We start from the raw sequence: 17170 nt of genomic DNA, 5'->3' as shown, positions 1-17170 counted from the left end.
GCACCGGCACGGGGGTGGGCGCCGGGGTGGGGACCGCCTTCGGCACCTTCGGTGAGCTGCTCCAAGGGGTGCTGCCGGAGGAGGACGGGGACTTCCTCGTGACGCTGCCGGTCGCCCGCTGGACCATGGCCACCTTCCGGCAGGAGTCCGACTCGGGGGAGCTGGAGGTCTGGCCGCCGCGCAAGACCAAGGCGCTCCAACTGGCCCGGATGATCGCGGAGCTGGCGCCACGCGGGGCGCGGTCAGCGCGCGGCGGGGTGCTCACCGTCAGCAGTGTGATCCCCGAGGGCAAGGGGCTCGCCAGCTCCTCCGCCGATCTCGTCGCCACCGCGCGGGCGGTCGGCCGGGCCCTCGACGTCGCCATGCCGCCCGCCCGGATCGAACGCCTCCTGGCCCGCATCGAACCCACCGACGGCGTGCTGTACCCCGCGATCGTCGCCTTCCACCACCGCAGCGTGCGGCTCCGCGCGGTCCTCGGGTCGCTGCCCGCCATGGCCGTGGTCGGCGTCGACGAGGGCGGCTCGGTCGACACGGTGGACTTCAACCGCATCCCCAAGCCGTTCACCGCCGCGGACCGGCGCGCCTACGCGGGCCTGCTGGCGAGCCTCACCGACGCGGTGCGGGACCGGGACCTCGCGGAGGTCGGCCGCGTCGCGACCCGCAGCGCCCTGATGAACCAACGCCTGCGCCACAAGAGGCTGTTGGACCCGATGCGGGCCGTCTGCCGCGAGGTCGGCGGCCTGGGCATCGCCGTCGGGCACAGCGGTACGACCCTGGGCATCCTCCTCGACGCCACGGACCCCGCGTACACCCGCCGCGTCACGGCGGCGGCCCAGGCGTGCGCGGAGCTGGCGGGCGGCGTGCGGGTCTACCGCACACTCAGCTTCCGCGGCACGGCGTGCGGGACGCCCGACCTGCCCGCGGCCATGGGGGAGGGGATGCCGTGATGGGCGGGGCGCGTCGGTCCCGGGCGGGCGGTGGTACGGGGGTCATGTCCGAGGGGGCGGGGCATGCGAGGCCGGGGGGCATGCCCGAGGGCGCGGAGCATGCGAGGCCGGGGGTCGGTGTGCGCCGGACTCCGCAGCGGGACGCCGTGCTCGAAACCCTCGGCCGGTGCCGGGAGTTCGTCTCCGCGCAGGAGTTGCACGCCCTGCTCGCCGGGTGCGGCAGCGCGGTCGGGCTGACCACCGTCTATCGCGCGCTGCGGGCTCTGGACCGGGCCGGTCTCGTCGACGTCGTACGGGACGAGACCGGTGAGCGGCTCTATCTGCGGCGGCCCACCGACGAGCACCGGCACTACCTCATCTGCCGCCGCTGCGGCCGCAGTCAGCCGGTCGACGCGCGGGACGTCGAGGCCTGGGCGGACCGCCTCGGTGAGACGACCGGGTTCGCCGATCTGGAGCACACCCTGGAACTCAGCGGCGTCTGCCGGCCGTGCCGCCCTCCTGGCGCCACGCCGAACGGCGCAGCAGACGCAGCCCGTTGAGCCCGACCAGGACGGTCGATCCCTCGTGGCCCGCGACGCCGAGCGGCAGCGGCAGGTGTCCCGCCAGGTCCCAGACCACCAGGGCGCCGATGCACACGGAGGCGATGACCAGGTTCTGCACGACCACGCGCCGGGCCCGCCGGGAGAGCGCCACGACCGCGGGCACGGTGGCGAGTTCGTCCCGCACCACCACGGCGTCGGCGGTCTCCAGGGTCAGGTCGGAGCCGCTCCTGCCCATGGCGATCCCGCTGTGCGCGGCGGCGAGCGCGGGCGCGTCGTTCACTCCGTCCCCGACGACCAGGACCCGCTCTCCCCGCGCCTCCCACTCCCGTACGGCCGCCACCTTGTCCTGCGGAAGGAGCCCGGCGCGCACGTCCTCGATCCCGGTCTCCGCCGCGAGGTGCGCGGCGGCGGACTGGGTGTCGCCGGTCAGCAGCACCGGCGCGGAACCGGTGAGTTCACGCAGCCCCGCGACGGCCTCGGCGGCTCCGGGGCGCGGCAGGTCGGCCAGGCGCAGAAGAGCCGAGGGGGTGCCGTCGACCGCCACCAGGACGGCGGTCCTGGCGTCTCCGGGGGCCTCGTCCCTACGGGAGTCCGCCTCGGCGTCGGCGAGGAGCCGGTCCGGGCTGCCGACCTGGACCACGCGGCCCGCGACGACCGCGCGGACACCGAGCCCCGGAGCAGCGGCGAAGTCCCGGGCGCTCTCCAGGGGCAGCCCGCGCCCCCGGGCGGCGGCGACTACGGCACGGGCGAGCGGATGTTCGCTGGAGTGCTCGGCGGACGCGGCCAGGGCGAGCACCTCGTCCTCGGTGAGGCCGGTGCCCGGCAGCACGCGGATGTCCGTGACGCGGGGCGCGCCCTCGGTGAGCGTGCCCGTCTTGTCGAGGGCGACCTTGGTCACCGCGCCGAGCCGCTCCATCACGACCGCGGACTTGACCAGCACGCCGTGCCGCCCCGCGTTGGCGATCGCGGAGAGCAGCGGCGGCATGGTGGCGAGCACCACCGCGCAGGGCGAGGCCACGATCATGAAGGTCATGGCCCGCAGCAGCGTCTCGGTGAAGGCGGCGCCGAACGCGAGGGGAATGCCGAAGAGCGCCAGCGTGGCCACCACCACGCCCACCGAGTACCGCTGCTCGACCTTCTCGATGAAGAGCTGCGTGGGCGCCTTGGTCTCGCTCGCCTCCTCGACCATCGCCACGATGCGGGCGATGACGGAGTCCTTGGGGTCACGGCCGACGCGCACCCGCAGCGCGCCCGTGCCGTTGAGCGTGCCGGCGAACACCTCGTCGCCCGTCTCCTTGGCGACCGGCAGCGGCTCACCGGTGATGGTGGCCTGGTCGACCTCGCTGCTGCCGTCGAGCACGGTACCGTCGGCGGGCAGCCGCTCCCCGGGCCGTACGAGCACGGTGTCGCCGATCCGCAGCGAGTCCGCCGCCACCCGCTCCTCGGCACCCTCGCCGCCCCCGGCCCCGTCGGCGCCGTCCGGGGGCAGCCGCAGCGCCATCGCGGGGGCCAGGTCGAGCAGTCCGCGCACGGAGTCCGCGGTACGCCGGGTCGCCAGGGCCTCCAGCGCGCCGCTGACCGCGAAGATGACGATGAGCAGTCCGCCGTCGAGGAACTGCCCGATGGCCGCGGCGCCGAGAGCCGCGACCACCATCAGCAGATCGACGTCGAGGCTCCGCTCCCGCAGCGCCTGGAGCCCTGCCACGGTCGGCTCCCAGCCGCCGGCCGCGTAGCACAGGGCGTAGAGCGGGCCCCACGCCCAGGCGGGGGCCCCTGCGAGGTCGAGCGGGAACGCGAGCAGGAACGCGGCCGTGGCCAGCGCCGCCCAGCGCACCTCGGGCAGGGCGACGAGCCGGGTGCGGCGCGCCTTCGCGGGCGCGGCCTGCGCGGAGGCCGGAGCCGGCCGGTCGCCCACCAGAGCGGAAGACATCGGAGCACACCTCATGGTCGGTCGGGGAAGCGGCACACCCACCATAGCGGAACACATGAAGAGGTCTTCAACTGTACGACGAGTAGGATTGCCGCATGGGACACGGAGTCGACAGCAAGATCACCCCTGTGACGCACCTGGACGCGGACTCCGCCGCCACGATCGCCGCCACTCTCCAGGCGCTGGCCACCCCGTCCCGGCTGATGATCCTCACCAAGCTGCGCCAGGGGCCCTGCGGCGTCGGCGCGCTCGCCGAGGCGGTCGGCATGGAACAGTCGGCGGTCTCCCACCAGTTGCGCCTGCTGCGCGCCCTCGGCCTGGTCACCGGCTCGCGGCAGGGCCGCCGTATCGTCTACAGCCTCTACGACAACCACGTCGCCCAGCTCCTGGACGAGGCCGTCTACCACATCGAGCATCTGCGCCTCGGCGCGCGGGACCTGCCCGCGCGGGACGACGACCTCGGCTGAGGGGCGGCAGCGCCCTGCCGGGCCGGTCCTGCCTCAGCGGTGCACGCCCACTCCCGACCGGCCCGGGGCGAACCGCGGGCGCAGCACCAGATCCTCGTCGTACGCCCCGCCGTTCTCGTGGCGGAAGGGCAGCGGCGGTGTGGTCTCCAGTGTGCGCAGGCGTTCACGCAGGGCCTCCGTGCTCCGGGCGTGGCCGGCCCGCGTGAGCCGGTCCGCCCCGTAGACCGCGAAGGGCGGCAGCGCGGCCATGCCGGTGTACCAGAACGTGCCGTGCAGCAACGGAAACAGCACCTCGTCCAGCTGCCCGTGGATGCCCCGCGGGCCGAAGCCGGACTCCCGGGCGCCGACCGAGGTGACGACCAGCGCGCGCTTCCCGGCGAGGCCGCCTTCCCCGTACCGCAAGGTGCGGCCGTCGGGCCCCTTGAGGCCGAATCCGAAGCCCTGCACCAGGACGCGGTCGAACCAGCCCTTGAGGATCGCGGGCGGCCCGAACCACCAGAGCGGGAACTGGAGGACAAGCGTGTCCGCCCAGGTGATCTTCTCCTGCTCGGCGCGGATGTCCGCGCTCAACTGGCCTTCCTTGTACGCGCGTTCCTGCTCCGCCCCGACGAAGAGGCGATCGCGCGGCGTGGGGCGGGAGCCCTCGGATCCGAAGTCGTCGGCGTCCACCACGGCCTTCCAGCCCATGGCGTACAGGTCGCTGACGCGGTGCTCGTGGCCGAGGGCCTCCAGCGTGCGGAGCCCCTCGGCCATCAGGGAGCCGGCCAGTGAGCGCTGTTCGGGGTGGGCGAAAATCCAGAGAACCTTCATGCCCCGATCCTGCGAGCCCCGCCCCGGCGCCAACCAGTGGCCGGATGGCCCCGACCCGAAAGGATCTGGCCACGCCGCTCACGCGGAAGACGGGGTGGGGTCACGGGGCCAGATCGCCGCCTCAACTCCGCTGCGTGGCCGCACGGTTACCCGCTATCCTCCTGCTGGCAGGCGGCACAAGGGGGAGGTCCGGCGCGCATGCGGTTCATTTTCGTCCACGGGACCGGTGTGCGGCGCGAGCGCTACGAACAGCTGACGCGGCTCGTGACGGCCAAGCTGACCGACCGGTTCCCCGGCGCCCGCGTCGAGGCCCCCTACTGGGGAGGCGACCACGGCGCGACCCTCGCGGCGGGCGGCGCCTCGATCCCCGGTGTCGACGGGGTGCGCGGAGCCGAGAGCTGGGGCCCGCTCGACGAGGAGGCAGCGGCCTGGCAGCTGCTGCTCACCGATCCGCTCTGCGAGCTGCGCGTCCTGGCGCAGATCGCCGCTGCCGGTGACGACGGCCTCGGGATGCCCGGCGTGCGCGGCGCGGGCGAGGAAGTCGCCGCCAGGCTCGCCGAGCTGACGCTCGAACCCGCTCCGACCTTGCCGCCTGCGCCGCCGGCGGCCCCTGGGGGCGGCCGTGCGTCCGAAGTTGCTGCCGCGGGCGGTCGCGTGTCCGAAGTTGCTGCCGCGAGTGGCCGCGTGTCCGAAGCTGCTGCCGCGGGCGGCCGTGTGTCCGAAGTCGCTCCTGCGAGCGGCCGCGTGTCCGGAGTCGCTGCCGCGGGCGACCGTGGGGCCGAAGCTGCTGGCGCGGGCGGCCGTGGGGCCGAAGTCGCTCCTGCGGGCGGTCGCGTGTCCGAAGTCGCTTCTGCGAGCAGCCGCGTGTCCGGAGTGGCTCCCGCGAGTGGCCGCGTGTCCGAAGCCGCTCCCGCAGGCGACCGTGGGGCCGAAGCTGCTGCCGCGGGCGGCCGTGGGGCCGATGTCGTTCCTGCGGGCGGCCGTGCGTCCGAAGTCGCTTCTGCGAGCGGCCGCGTGTCCGAAGCTGCTGCCGCGGGCGGTCGCGTGTCCGAAGTCGCTGCCGCGAGTGGCTGTGCGGCCGAAGCTGCTGCCGCGAGCGGCCATGCGGCCGAAGCCGCTCCCGCGAGCAGCCATGCGCCGGACGCTGCCACCGCACCCGCCGCCCCCGCCCCCACCCCAGCCCCCACCCCCACCGAGCGGACCGCGCTTCTGCGGGCCACCGGTCTCGCCCCCCACTTCCCCGGCGCGGTTCAAGTCGTCGCGCACTCCGCCGAGTTCACGCGGGCCTGCGCCGCCGCTCACGACGCCGTGGCCGCGCGTGAGCTGGTCGCGGTCGCGGCGCGTGCCGTCGTCGCCGCGGTGCTGCGCGCGGCCGGGGACGACGCCTTGTGCACCGGAGACGAACGCGACCGCCTCGTCGACCTCATCGGCGACCGCCTCGGGGGCACCGGACGTTTCCCGGGCGGCCGGGCCGCGGCCGTCCTCGGCGCCCTCGCCCTGAAGCTGACCGTCCAGCCCGCCCTCGACCACTGGCGGCCCCCGCTCACCGGCGGGACCGTTCCCGCGCTCGGCGACATCCTGCGCTACCAGGCGCGAGGCCGCCCCCTGCGGGACTCGCTGGCGCGCCGCATCGCGGCGAGCGACGAGCCGCCCGTCGTGATCGGGCACAGCCTCGGCGGCATCGCACTCGTCGACCTCTACGCCCTCGCCGCCGCAGGCACGCCGGGCGAGGCCCCGCCGCCCACCCCGGCGCTGCTCCTGGTGACCGTCGGCTCCCAGGCGCCGTTCCTGCACGAACTGGGCGCCCTCACCGGCCTCCCGCCCGCCGCGGACCGCCTGCCGCCCGGCTTCCCGAACTGGCTGAACATCTACGACCGCAAGGACCTCCTCGCCTACCGCGCGGAACCGGTCTTCCCCGGCGACCCCCGCGTCACCGACCACGAGGTGCGCAGCCGCCAGCCGTTCCCGCTCAGCCACAGCGCCTACTGGAAACTGGACGCGGTGTACGACCGCATCAGGACGGGGATCGAGGCCGGGGCCGAGCGGTGACCACCGAAACACCCCGACCGGTCGACCCGCGCCGCGTGTTCGCACTCGTCGTCGGCATCGAGTCGTACGACATCAGCGCCCGCTGGGACCTGCCGGGCGCCGCCCGCGACGCCGAGCGCGTCGCGGACTGGCTCACCGGCCCGGCCCGGGTCCCCGCCGACCAGGTGCACCTGCTCCTCTCCCCGCTGGACCGCACCGAGGCCGCGACGCCCGCCCCCGCCCGCCACCACCTCGTACCGACCCGCGAGAACGTCGAACGGATCCTCTTCAAAGAACTCCCCGCGTGCGACGGCGACCTGCTGTGGATCTACTGGGCCGGCCACGGCTACCTCGACCCGCGCAGACAGCTCCTCCTGCCATACACCGACGCCACGACCACCCGGACCGTCCACCTCAACCTGGAGGCGGCGCTGCGGTGGTGGAAGTCGGAGGTCCCCGCCGACCGGTTCCCGCGCCAGATCGTGCTCGGCGACGCCTGCCGGGTGGAAGCGGACCGCGCCAGGTCGCTCACCTTCGGCGACTCCGAGTACGGCGGACTACGACTCAACCCGCACCGGCGCCAGTTCACGCTGTACGCCGCACGCGCCGGGGAACTCGCCCAGAACCTCGCCGACCGGGGAGCGGGCCAGTTCACCGACACCCTGATGCGGCGCCTCGCCGAACGGACCCTGGACGAGAGCGTCAACGGCGCCGTCGCCCTCGCCCGCGCCGTCCAGGCCGACCTGCGCGAACTGCGCGCCGCAGGGCACGCCTGGCAGAACCCGCAGTTCCTCGTCGACCGCGACTGGGACGACTCCACGATCTTCGGGGACCACTGGGCCGCCCCGGGCACCGCCCCCGCCACCGCGGCCCACCTCGACCAGACCGCCTGGAACACCCTCGGACCGCTGCTGCGCGGCGGCGGCACACCCGCCCACACGCACGACGCGTACCGCTGGGCCTTCGAGATCACCGGCTGCGTCTTCCCCGCCCACCGGGGCCTGCCCACGGGCGGCCTCACCGGCATCGCCCACGACCTGGACGCCCGCCAGGGGCGGCGCGGTGACCTGCCCCTGACCCTGCCCTTCGTACGCCACCTCGCGGCCCGCTCACCGGACCCCGCCTGGGCCGAACGGGCCGAGGCCTGGGTCGACGCCACCCGCGAACGCCTCGGCGCCGCCCCCGTCCCCGCCGCCCCCGAAGCCGACCCCGAACCCGCGGCACTGCACGTACGCCTCACCGAGGACCCGGCGGGCGGCGGCTACTGGACCCGCATGTGGCTGCACCGCGACGGCGCCTTCGAGGCCGTCAGGGACGCCGAGCTGCCGCTCACCCTGGACGCCGTCCGCGAGCACCTCGCCGGACAGCTCCTCACCGGGGGCGCGGCGGCCCCGGCCCGTATCGAGTTCCACGTGCCCTACGGCCTGCTCACCACGGAGTTCGAGCGCTGGCGGCTGCCCATCGGACGGCGCGGCAAAGCCGTCGAACTCGGCTGGTCCTACGAGGTCGTCGTGCGCTGCCCCGACGAACGCGACGGCCTCGCGGGCAGCCACTGGCACCGCAAGTGGCAGTGGTTCAAGTCCCACGGCGGCGCCCACCCCGAGGCGGTCCAGCAGGTCACCGACAGCGACGTCTCCGGGGAACTGGGCGCCTGCCTCCAGGCCACCGAACCGCCCGTCTGCGTCCTCGCCGAAGTCTCCGACGAGCACCTGATGGACGCCCTGGACGCCGTGCTCGACGCGGGTATCCCCATCGCGCTCTGGCCGCGTCCCGGCCGCGAAGGACGCCCCCGCGGCGAACTGGCCACCGCCCTGCGCACCTGCGGCGGCACCGGCACGCCGGACGTCGGCCGCCTCCCCGGCGTCCTGAAGGCCCTGCGCATACCCCGCCCGGGAGCCGCGGCGGCGGACACCCGGCCGCCGTCCCCGCCGGCCCTCCTGTGGGACGACCCCGAACGCGTACCGGAAAGGCGGCCACTGTCATGACGGCCAAGAACATGACACCCAAGAAGTGGTGGATCTACCAAGGGCCGGGAACGGCCGACGAGCGGAACAGGAAGCTGGCCGAACAGCGGCCCCCGTGGCGGGACTTCACGCCCGGACACCTCTCCGACTACGAGTACGCGCCCCCGCCCGACACCGACACGCCCAGCTGGCGGGAGACGGAGCGCCGCGGCCGCGGATACGTCCCGGACACCGAGGAGAAGGACGCCGTCAACACGGCCCTGTACCTGCGCCGCCCCCTCCTGGTCACCGGAAAGCCCGGCATCGGCAAGTCCACGCTCGCGTACAGCATCGCGGCCGACCTGGAACTGGGCCCCGTACTGCACTGGCCCATCACCAGCCGCACCGTGCTGCGCGACGGCCTCTACCAGTACGACGCCATCGGACGGCTGCACGACGCCAATCTGCGCCAGCTCCAGGAGGCACCCGGAACGGGCGGCGGATCCATCGAGCCCTACCTCCGCCTCGGACCTCTCGGCACCGCGCTCCTGCCGCACTCCCGGCCGAGGGTGCTGCTCGTCGACGAGCTGGACAAGGGCGACATCGACCTCCCCGGCGACCTGCTGACCGTCTTCGAGGAGGGCTCCTTCGACATCCCCGAACTGGCGCGGGTCGCCCGGCACGAGCGGTCCGTGCGCATCGGCACGCACGACGACGCCCAGGAGCGCGCCTGGGTGCACGACGGCCGGGTGCGCTGCCGGTCCTTCCCCGTCGTCATCCTCACCAGCAACGGCGAACGTGACTTCCCGCCGCCGTTCCTGCGCCGCTGCATCCGCCTGCACATGGAACCGCCCGGCAAGGAGAAGCTCACCCAGATCGTGCGACAGCGCCTCGGCCTGGACGGCGACGACGGATTCGGCGACCTCGTCGAGGCGTTCGTCGAACGGCGCAAGGAAGGCGACCTCGCCACCGACCAGCTGCTCAACGCCGTGCAACTGCGCATGCGGGGCGCCTGGAGCGCGGCCGACGAGCGCGAGAAATTCCTGGAAACGGTCTTGCAGCGACTCACCGGCCCGACGTCCGTATGAGGCCCCCGCGATGATCGACGACCTGCTCGCCGCGCTGTCCCGGGCCGACGACGGCGTCGGCCCCGAGGAACTCGCCGACATCCTGTGGCTCGCCGAGCGCATCGACGCCCAGGAGCGGCAGCCCCCTGGCGCCACGGGGGCGTCCACCGCCGACGGCGAGCAGGCCGACGTGGCAGCGAGCGGCGCCGAAGCGGCGGGCGCCTCGTACTACAGCGCGGGCGCCGTCGAGGACACGCCGGCGCGGGCCGGGAGCGCCCCCGGCCCCGGCGGGCGGCGCGGCGAAGCCGTCCTGGTGCCGCGCGCGCCCGCCCTGGAGGACCCGCTCGGCCTGATGCGGGCCCTGCGCCCCCTCGGCCGCCGGGCCGTCGCCGACCGCAGGGCGCCGACCGAACTGGACGAGGAGCGCAGCGTCACCGCGAGCGCCGAGCAGCGCATGACGGTGGCCGTCCTCAAACCGGAGCGCGGCCGCTGGCTCGACCTGGCCCTCGTCGTCGACACCCACCACTCGATGCTGCTCTGGCACGACGTCGTCACCGAGCTGCGCCGCGCCCTGGAACAGAGCGGGATCTTCCGCGACGTACGCGTCTGGACGCTCACCGGCACCGGGGCGGGCGCCACCCCGGCCGTCGCGCGGCGCTCCGGCGGCGCCCCCCGCAGCCCCCACGAGATCGCCGACCCGTCGGGGCGGCGCCTGGTCCTGGTGGTGACCGACACCGTCGCCGCGGGCTGGAGCGGTCCCGGCGTCGAGGCCGTGCTGCGCCAGTGGGCGTCGCACGGCGCGCTCGCGGTCCTCAACCTCCTGCCGAGGCGCCTGTGGGACAGGGGCGCGGTGACCCCCGAGGGCGTACTCGTCCGGGCGGCCAGACCTGCCGCACCGAACGCGTCGTGGCGGCTGGCGAGGCCCGGGAACACCCTCCCCGCCAGGGCCCGTGCGCGCTCCGCCGCCCCGGGCGCCGGCGGCCTCGCGGACCGCGTCGCGATCCCGGTCGTCGAGGCGTCCCCGGCCGGGCTCGGGGCGCTGGCGTCCCTGCTGTCCGGCGCGGGCCGCTGGACCCGCGTGCCGTGCCTGACGATCGCCCGGTCGGCCGTCGGCGCCGACGCCGTGGCCCGCACGGGCCCGGGAGAGCCGGACATCCCCATCGAGGCCCCCGGCCGGGCCGATCCCGCGCAGGCCATCCGCCGCTTCCAGGAGGGCGCCTCACCCGCCGCCCAGGACCTCGCCGGCTATCTGTCCGCCGTGCCGCTGACCCTCCCGGTGATGAGCGTGGTCCGCCGGGTGATGCTGCCTCAGTCGGTCCACGGCCACCTCGCGGAAGTCGCCCTGAGCGGCCTCTTCGCGCCCTGGCCCGGCGCGGACGGCACCTTCGACCCGGACCGCTTCGAGTTCCACTTCCTGCCGGGCGTACGGGAGGCCCTGCTCGGCGCCCAACTGCGCCCGGACATCACGGCCGTCCAGGAACTGGTACGCCGTCAGGTGGGGGAGTTCGTCGGCCGCCGCGAGGCCGGGGGCGGCGACTTCCCGGCTGTGCGTACGACCGCGAACGGCACGGGCGGGCGACGGATCCGGGCGGGGGCGGTGCCGTTCGCCGAGAAGCCGGCGGCGGCGGTGGTTCCGCCGGTGCCGGTGCCGGGGGAGCCGGACACGTCCGGGGCCACGGCCCGGGATACGGGCACCACCTTGCCCGCCACCTATGTGCCCCGCGACTTCGACGCCGAGCTGCACGACCTCATCGCCCGCGCCCTCGGGGGCGAGCCCATGTTCGTGGTGCTGACCGGGGAAGCGTGGTCCGGCATGATGCGTTCGGCCGTCGAGGCCCTGCGGAAGCTGCCACCGGGGTGGGACTTCTGGGTTCCGGGCTCGGACGAGGAGGTCCTGGAGAGACTCGGCACGCTGCGCCCCCGCACGGCTGTCCTGCTCGAAGGCCTCGAAAGGTTCCCCAACGCCGGCCAACTCCTCGACCGGGGCGGGGCTTCCCCCCTGGTGCTCGCCACCATCGCCACGTCGTCCTGGGCGGAGGGGACCCTGCACCCCGCCGCGCGGGAGATCCACGTCCCCGCCGCCTTCAGCGCGGCCGAACTGCACCGCGCCCGCCAGGCCGCGGAAGCCGATCACCACCTCGCGGCGGCGCTGGAACGCTCCCCCGACGGACACGTGCCGCGCTGCCTCGCGCTCGGCCCGGACGTCATGGACCGCTACCGCGCGGCGCCCCCGGGGGCGCGAGCCGTGATCGACGCGGCGGTGGACGCCCGGCGCCTGGGTCATGCGGCGCCGCTGCCCGCCGGGACGCTCGCCGAGGTGGTACCCGCGTACCTCACGGTCAGCGAGTGGAGCGCCCTCGGTGACGACCCCATCTGGCTGGCGCACGCACTCGACTTCGCGACGAGCGAGTGGGCCCCCGGTCTCAGTTTCCTGCGGAGGCACCGCCGGGAAGAACCCCGGTCCCACTTGGTCACGGGCGCCTACGCCGTCAACGACTTCGCGCACAACGTACTGGCCCCGGGCTGCCCCGGCGAACCCCCGGCGCTGCTCCGCGACGCACTCATCCGCGCGTCGTCCGCCCACCCGGACCCGGCCGGCGATCTGGTGAAGATCCTCGCGGAGGACTCCCGCAAGCTGTACGTCGGTGTCCTCGGCGACTCGGGACGGACCGTGATCGCGCCCTACATCAGGGGCGAGGGCCGACTGACCGTCACCCAGGACGGGAATCATGCGGTCGACGCGCAGGTGGTGGCGGTGGCGGGCCACTTGGCAGTGCTGGAGCTGGCGGGCGCTCTGTGGACCGCTCGAACGGATGGCCCTGTCGAGTGCCGCTTCGGGACCCCGCTGCGTCCGGCGGAAACGTACACGGTGGTGACCACCACGGGCGATCGACGGGCGGACTTCTTCCGCACGAGGGCGAGAGCGGTGTCGCCGGTCAGCCTGCGGCTGCTGGAGGCGATCGTCGTGCGGATCGGCTCACCGGTTCTGGACGAGACAGGCGCTGTCGTCGGCCTGGTGACGGCCAAGTCCGGCCTCACCGTCTCCGTTACGCCGATCGTGCGGTTCGACGTGACCACCCCGGACCCGGGGCCCGCCCCCGAACCGGACTCCGCCCCCCAACCGGACGCCGCCCCGCCCGCGCCCGGCCCCGGCGGCCCGTCCGACCGCACGCCCTTCATGGCCCGCCTGAAGGCGAAAGACCGCACCACCCTCATCTCCCTCGGCCACCACCGGTCCTTCGCCGCGCGCAAGGTGCTGCTGAGCCAGGGCGAGCTGTCCACCCACGTCCTGCTCATCGTCGACGGCTGGGTCAAGGTCTCGGCCACCGCGGCCAACGGCTACGAGACGCTGCTCGCCCTGCGTGGCGCGGGCGACATCGTAGGTGAGGGCGAGGCCCTTTGGGGCCGCCCCCGCTCGGCCACCGTGACCGCGCTGGGGCCGGTCGGCGCGGTCGTGGTCGAAGGCGCCCGGTTCCGGGCGTTCCTGGAGCGGTCGCCCGAAGCCGCCCTGGAGATGCTCCGCTTCAGCACCGACCAGACCCGGGAGGCCGACCGGCGCCGCTTGCGGTTCGCCTCGGCGACCGCACGCGAGCGCTTCGCCGAACTGCTGCTCGACCTCGCCCGGAGCCACGGCCGCCGCACCGAGGAGGGCATCGAGGTCACGGTGCCCCTGACCTCGCAGGAGCTGGCAGGGACCATCGGCGGATCACGGGAGACGGTGGCACGCCTGCTGAAGGAACTGCGCGAGCGCGGGGTCGTCATCCGCAGGCAGCGCGCTCTCGTCGTCGTACGCCCGGACGTCCTCCGCCGCATGGCCGCCCTGACGGACTCGGCGGAGGACACCCGCAACCCTTGACCCGGCCCTCTCAGGGCCGCAGGCGGACCGGCAGGGAGCGGTGGCCGTTGCTGATCAGCGAGGGAAGCGGCCGCAACTCCTCGGCCGGGACCGCGAGTTCGATGTCGGGGAACCGCTCGAAGAGCGACCGGAGGGCGGTGGCCACCTCGAGGCGGGCGAGCGGGGCGCCGAGGCAGAAGTGCACTCCGTGGCCGAAGGCCAGGTGCTCCTTCGAGGGACGGGTGGCGTCGAAGCGGTCGGCGGTCGGGCCGTGCCAGTCGGGGTGGCGGTTGGCGGCGGCGTAGGAGGCGAGGATCGCCTCGCCCCGGGCTATCGTCCGCCCGTCGGGCAGGGGGATGTCCGCGACGGCGAAGCGCAGCGGCAGGTGCTTGACGGCGGGCTCGTGCCGCAGGGTCTCCTCGACGACGTCGTTCCAGTCGGCGCGGCCGGCCCGCAGGTGCGCGAGTTGCTCGGGGTCCGTCAGCAGGGCGGTGACGGCCTGGTCTATGACGTTGACGGTGGTCTCGTACCCGGCGCTGATCATCAGCAGCAGCGTGTCGCGCAGCTCGGCGTCGGTGAAACCGCTGCCGTCGCCCTCGTCGTCGCGCGCGGCGATGAGGAGCGAGGTCATGTCGTCACCCGGCTCGGACTCGGCGCGCTTGGCCGCGATCAGCTGGTCGAGGGCCTCGTACAGGGAGGCGGTGTTCGCGGCTGCCTGCGCGGCGGTGAGGGTGGTGGAGAAGACGTTGTCGACCAGGGCGCGGAAGCTCTCGCGACGGCTGTCGGGCACGCCCATGAGGCGGCCGATCACCGCGATCGGCAGCGGGTAGGCCAGGTGCTCGCGCAGATCCACGCTCTCCCCGGCCGGGCGGGACGCGAGATCGTCGAGGAGCGAGTCGACCATCGACTCGACGTCGGCACGCATGGCCCGCACGCGCCGGGAGCTGAAGGCGGGCGCCACCATGCGGCGCAGCCTGCGGTGGTCGTCCCCGAAGGCGGTGAACATGTTGTTCACCGCCACCCACAGGGCGAGGGGCCACGTCGGAACGGCCTCGGCGAAGTCCGGCCAGTGGGCACGGGCGTCCTTGGAGACCTGCGCACTGTTGAGGAGCTGCTTGAGGAGCTGGGGGTCGCTGATCGACCAGGCCGTCACGCCGAGGACGTCCACGCGCGTGGCTGGCCCGCGGGCGCGCAGGGCCTCGTGCTCGGCATGGTGGTCGGAACTGGCAGGATCCAGGACGAGTACGGGCTGTTCGGGCACGGGGGCTCCTTCGGAGAGGGCGGGGACGCGCGTCCCTTTACACTCACGCTGCGGCGTAGCCCGGCAACTGATGTCGACGGGTGATGTCAGTGTGAGCTGTCTGTGGCTCAGACCCGAGGGGATGGTGGAAAGTTGTGAAGATCCTCATCAGCGCCGACATGGAGGGCGCCACCGGCGTGACCTGGCCGGCCGATGTGCTGCCGGGCACCCCGCAGTGGGAGCGGTGCCGGACCATGTTCACCTCGGACGTGAACGCCGCCGTGCTCGGATTCTTCGACGGCGGCGCCGACGCCGTGCTCATCAACGAAGCGCACTGGAACATGCGCAATCTGCTCCTCGAAGAGCTGGACGAGCGGGCCGAGATGCTCACCGGCCGGCACAAGTCGCTCTCCATGGTGGAGGGCGTCCAGCACGGCGACGTGGACGGCATCGCGTTCATCGGCTACCACGCGGGCGCCGGCATGGAGGGCGTCCTCGCGCACACCTACCTCTCCAACCAGATCACCGGCGTGTGGCTCAACGGCGTACGCGCCAGCGAAGGGCTGCTCAACTCCCATGTCGTCGCCGAGTACGGCGTCCCCGTGGTGCTCGTCACCGGCGACGACGTGGCCTGCGAGGACGCCCTCGGCTACGCGCCCGGCGCGCTGAAGGTCGCCGTCAAGGACCACGTCTCGCGGTACGCCGCCGTATGCCGCACCCCGGCCCGCACCACCGCCGACATCCGGGCCGCGGCGAAGGACGCCGCCGCGCTCGCCGTGCGCCACGAGCCGGTGGCCGGCGGCCCGTTCACCGTGGAGGTCGAGTTCGACGCCGAGCACCTGTCGATGGCCACGACCGTCGTACCGGGAGTGCGCCGTACGGGGGAGCGCAAGGTCGCGTACGACAGCGAGACGATGTACGAGGGGATCCGTACCTTCAAGGCGGTTACGACGATCGCCTCCGCCGCCGTGGAGGAGCAGTATGGCTAGCCAGCAGCAGGACCAGGAGCAGGAGCCCGGGGATCAGGTGGACGCGCTGACGCTCGACGAGGTCGTGACGTTCACCTCCGAGCTGATCCGCATCGACACCACCAACCGCGGCGGGGGCGACTGCCACGAGCGGCCCGCCGCCGAGTACGCCGCCGAACGCCTCGCCGAAGCGGGCCTCACCCCGACGCTCCTGGAGCGCACCCCGGGGCGCACCAACGTCGTCGCCCGCATCGAGGGCACCGACCCCGGCGCCGACGCCCTGCTCGTCCACGGCCACCTGGACGTCGTACCCGCGGAGGCCGCCGACTGGAGCGTGGACCCGTTCTCCGGGGAGATCCGCGACGGCGTCGTCTGGGGCCGCGGCGCGATCGACATGAAGAACATGGACGCGATGATCCTGTCGGTCGTACGGGGCTGGGCACGCGCCGGAGTGCGGCCGAGGCGCGACATCGTGATCGCCTTCACCGCGGACGAGGAGGCCAGCGCCGTCGACGGCTCCGGGTTCCTCGCCGACCGGCACGCCGCGCTCTTCGAGGGCTGCACGGAAGGCGTCAGCGAATCGGGTGCCTTCACCTTCCACGACGGGCGGGGCAACCAGCTGTACCCGATCGCGGCGGGGGAGCGCGGCACGGGCTGGCTCAAGCTCACCGCGCGCGGCAAGGCCGGACACGGCTCCAAGGTCAACCGCGCCAACGCGGTCAGCAGACTGGCCGCCGCCATCGCCCGCATCGGCGAGCACCGGTGGCCGGTGCGGATCACCCCGACCGTACGCGCCTCACTCGTCGAACTCGCCGCGCTCTACGGCCTCGAACCCGACCCCGAGGCGCCCGGCTTCGACGTCGACGCCTTCCTGGAGAAGCTCGGCCCGACCGCCGCGCTCGTCGAGGCGACGGTCCGCAACAGCGCCAACCCGACGATGCTCCAGTCGGGTTACAAGGTCAATGTGATTCCTGGGGAGGCAGTGGCCTACGTCGACGGCCGGTTTCTGCCCGGCGGCGAGGAAGAGTTCCGCCACACGCTTGACCTGCTGACGGGCCCTGACGTCGACTGGGAGTTCCACCACCGCGAGGTGGCGCTCCAGGCGCCGGTCGACTCGCCGACGTACGCGAGGATGCGGGCGGCCGTCGAGGAGTTCGCGCCCGAGGGGCACGTCGTGCCGTACTGCATGTCGGGCGGTACGGACGCCAAGCAGTTCTCGCGGCTCGGCATCACCGGCTACGGCTTCTCGCCGCTGAGGACACCGGAGGGCTTCGACTATCAGGCACTCTTCCACGGGGTCGACGAATGCGTTCCGGTCGACGCCCTGCACTTCGGCGTCCGCGTCCTCGACCGCTTTCTGCGCACGGCCTAGAAAATGGGGGAAGTAAAGGAC

At 73.9% G+C, this 17170-nt stretch carries 12 protein-coding genes; 9 read left to right on the top strand and 3 right to left on the bottom strand.

Annotated features, from left to right (window positions below; all coding sequences use genetic code 11):
* The first annotated feature begins 14 nt into the window (after positions 1-14).
* Together IG54_RS0127150 and IG54_RS38320 are read left to right on the top strand one after the other, a co-directional pair.
* Positions 15-947 (top strand): kinase, encoded by a 933-nt coding sequence (locus IG54_RS0127150; protein ID WP_051820014.1) that lies wholly within the window; start codon positions 15-17, stop codon positions 945-947.
* A gap of 80 nt (positions 948-1027) precedes the next feature.
* Positions 1028-1486, top strand: coding sequence for a Fur family transcriptional regulator (locus tag IG54_RS38320; protein ID WP_051820012.1), 459 nt, complete (start codon positions 1028-1030; stop codon positions 1484-1486).
* On the opposite strand, the gene IG54_RS0127140 is transcribed toward IG54_RS38320, so the two are convergent.
* A complete protein-coding gene (locus tag IG54_RS0127140) occupies positions 1416-3419 on the bottom strand; it encodes a heavy metal translocating P-type ATPase (protein ID WP_030789895.1) in 2004 nt (667 codons plus the stop codon). The genes IG54_RS38320 and IG54_RS0127140 overlap by 71 nt on opposite strands.
* A 95-nt stretch (positions 3420-3514) precedes the next feature.
* On the opposite strand from IG54_RS0127140, the gene IG54_RS0127135 reads away from it, so the two are divergent.
* The gene (locus IG54_RS0127135) at positions 3515-3886 is read left to right on the top strand and encodes an ArsR/SmtB family transcription factor (RefSeq protein ID WP_030789892.1); all 372 of its coding nucleotides are present in this window, start codon (positions 3515-3517) and stop codon (positions 3884-3886) included.
* A 33-nt stretch (positions 3887-3919) separates the two neighbouring features.
* Here the strand turns inward: IG54_RS0127135 and IG54_RS0127130 are convergent, their stop codons facing one another.
* Positions 3920-4696, bottom strand: coding sequence for an NAD(P)H-dependent oxidoreductase (locus tag IG54_RS0127130; RefSeq protein WP_030789890.1), 777 nt, complete (start codon positions 4694-4696; stop codon positions 3920-3922).
* A 198-nt stretch (positions 4697-4894) separates the two neighbouring features.
* On the opposite strand from IG54_RS0127130, the gene IG54_RS42190 reads away from it, so the two are divergent.
* Genes IG54_RS42190 through IG54_RS43865 form a run of 4 tightly spaced genes read left to right on the top strand, consistent with a single transcriptional unit; the run spans position 4895 to position 13590 of the window.
* A complete protein-coding gene (locus IG54_RS42190) occupies positions 4895-6745 on the top strand; it encodes a hypothetical protein (RefSeq protein WP_158708932.1) in 1851 nt (616 codons plus the stop codon).
* On the top strand, positions 6742-8709 hold the full coding sequence (locus IG54_RS39400; protein ID WP_051820007.1) for a caspase family protein: 1968 nt from the start codon (positions 6742-6744) through the stop codon (positions 8707-8709). The genes IG54_RS42190 and IG54_RS39400 overlap by 4 nt, the downstream gene beginning before the upstream one ends.
* The gene (locus tag IG54_RS0127110; RefSeq protein WP_234336360.1) at positions 8706-9755 is read left to right on the top strand and encodes an AAA family ATPase; all 1050 of its coding nucleotides are present in this window, start codon (positions 8706-8708) and stop codon (positions 9753-9755) included. Before IG54_RS39400 ends, IG54_RS0127110 begins: the two co-directional genes overlap by 4 nt.
* A 10-nt stretch (positions 9756-9765) precedes the next feature.
* Positions 9766-13590 (top strand): SAV_2336 N-terminal domain-related protein, encoded by a 3825-nt coding sequence (locus IG54_RS43865; RefSeq protein WP_420712286.1) that lies wholly within the window; start codon positions 9766-9768, stop codon positions 13588-13590.
* A 10-nt stretch (positions 13591-13600) separates the two neighbouring features.
* On the opposite strand, the gene IG54_RS0127100 is transcribed toward IG54_RS43865, so the two are convergent.
* On the bottom strand, positions 13601-14830 hold the full coding sequence (locus tag IG54_RS0127100) for a cytochrome P450 family protein (RefSeq protein WP_030789874.1): 1230 nt from the start codon (positions 14828-14830) through the stop codon (positions 13601-13603).
* A gap of 134 nt (positions 14831-14964) precedes the next feature.
* Here IG54_RS0127100 and IG54_RS0127095 point away from each other — a divergent pair, with 134 nt between their 5' ends.
* Entirely contained in the window at positions 14965-15798 is an 834-nt protein-coding gene (locus tag IG54_RS0127095; protein WP_030789871.1) for a M55 family metallopeptidase, read from the top strand.
* Positions 15791-17149 (top strand): M20/M25/M40 family metallo-hydrolase, encoded by a 1359-nt coding sequence (locus IG54_RS0127090; protein ID WP_030789868.1) that lies wholly within the window; start codon positions 15791-15793, stop codon positions 17147-17149. Before IG54_RS0127095 ends, IG54_RS0127090 begins: the two co-directional genes overlap by 8 nt.
* The last annotated feature ends 21 nt before the right edge of the window (positions 17150-17170 follow it).

Source organism: Streptomyces sp. NRRL S-920 (genome assembly GCF_000717945.1).
In the GTDB taxonomy this organism is placed as follows: domain Bacteria; phylum Actinomycetota; class Actinomycetes; order Streptomycetales; family Streptomycetaceae; genus Streptomyces; species Streptomyces alboniger.
This window is presented reverse-complemented; position numbering and strand designations above follow the sequence as displayed.

Coding starts and splice junctions, on each gene's coding strand:
- IG54_RS0127090 (WP_030789868.1), top strand. CDS start 15,791: ATGGCTAGCCAGCAGCAGGACCAGGAGCAGGAGCCCGGGGATCAGGTG.
- IG54_RS0127110 (WP_234336360.1), top strand. CDS start 8,706: ATGACGGCCAAGAACATGACACCCAAGAAGTGGTGGATCTACCAAGGG.
- IG54_RS0127140 (WP_030789895.1), bottom strand. CDS start 3,419: ATGTCTTCCGCTCTGGTGGGCGACCGGCCGGCTCCGGCCTCCGCGCAG.
- IG54_RS42190 (WP_158708932.1), top strand. CDS start 4,895: ATGCGGTTCATTTTCGTCCACGGGACCGGTGTGCGGCGCGAGCGCTAC.
- IG54_RS38320 (WP_051820012.1), top strand. CDS start 1,028: ATGCCCGAGGGCGCGGAGCATGCGAGGCCGGGGGTCGGTGTGCGCCGG.
- IG54_RS0127130 (WP_030789890.1), bottom strand. CDS start 4,696: ATGAAGGTTCTCTGGATTTTCGCCCACCCCGAACAGCGCTCACTGGCC.
- IG54_RS43865 (WP_420712286.1), top strand. CDS start 9,766: ATGATCGACGACCTGCTCGCCGCGCTGTCCCGGGCCGACGACGGCGTC.
- IG54_RS0127135 (WP_030789892.1), top strand. CDS start 3,515: ATGGGACACGGAGTCGACAGCAAGATCACCCCTGTGACGCACCTGGAC.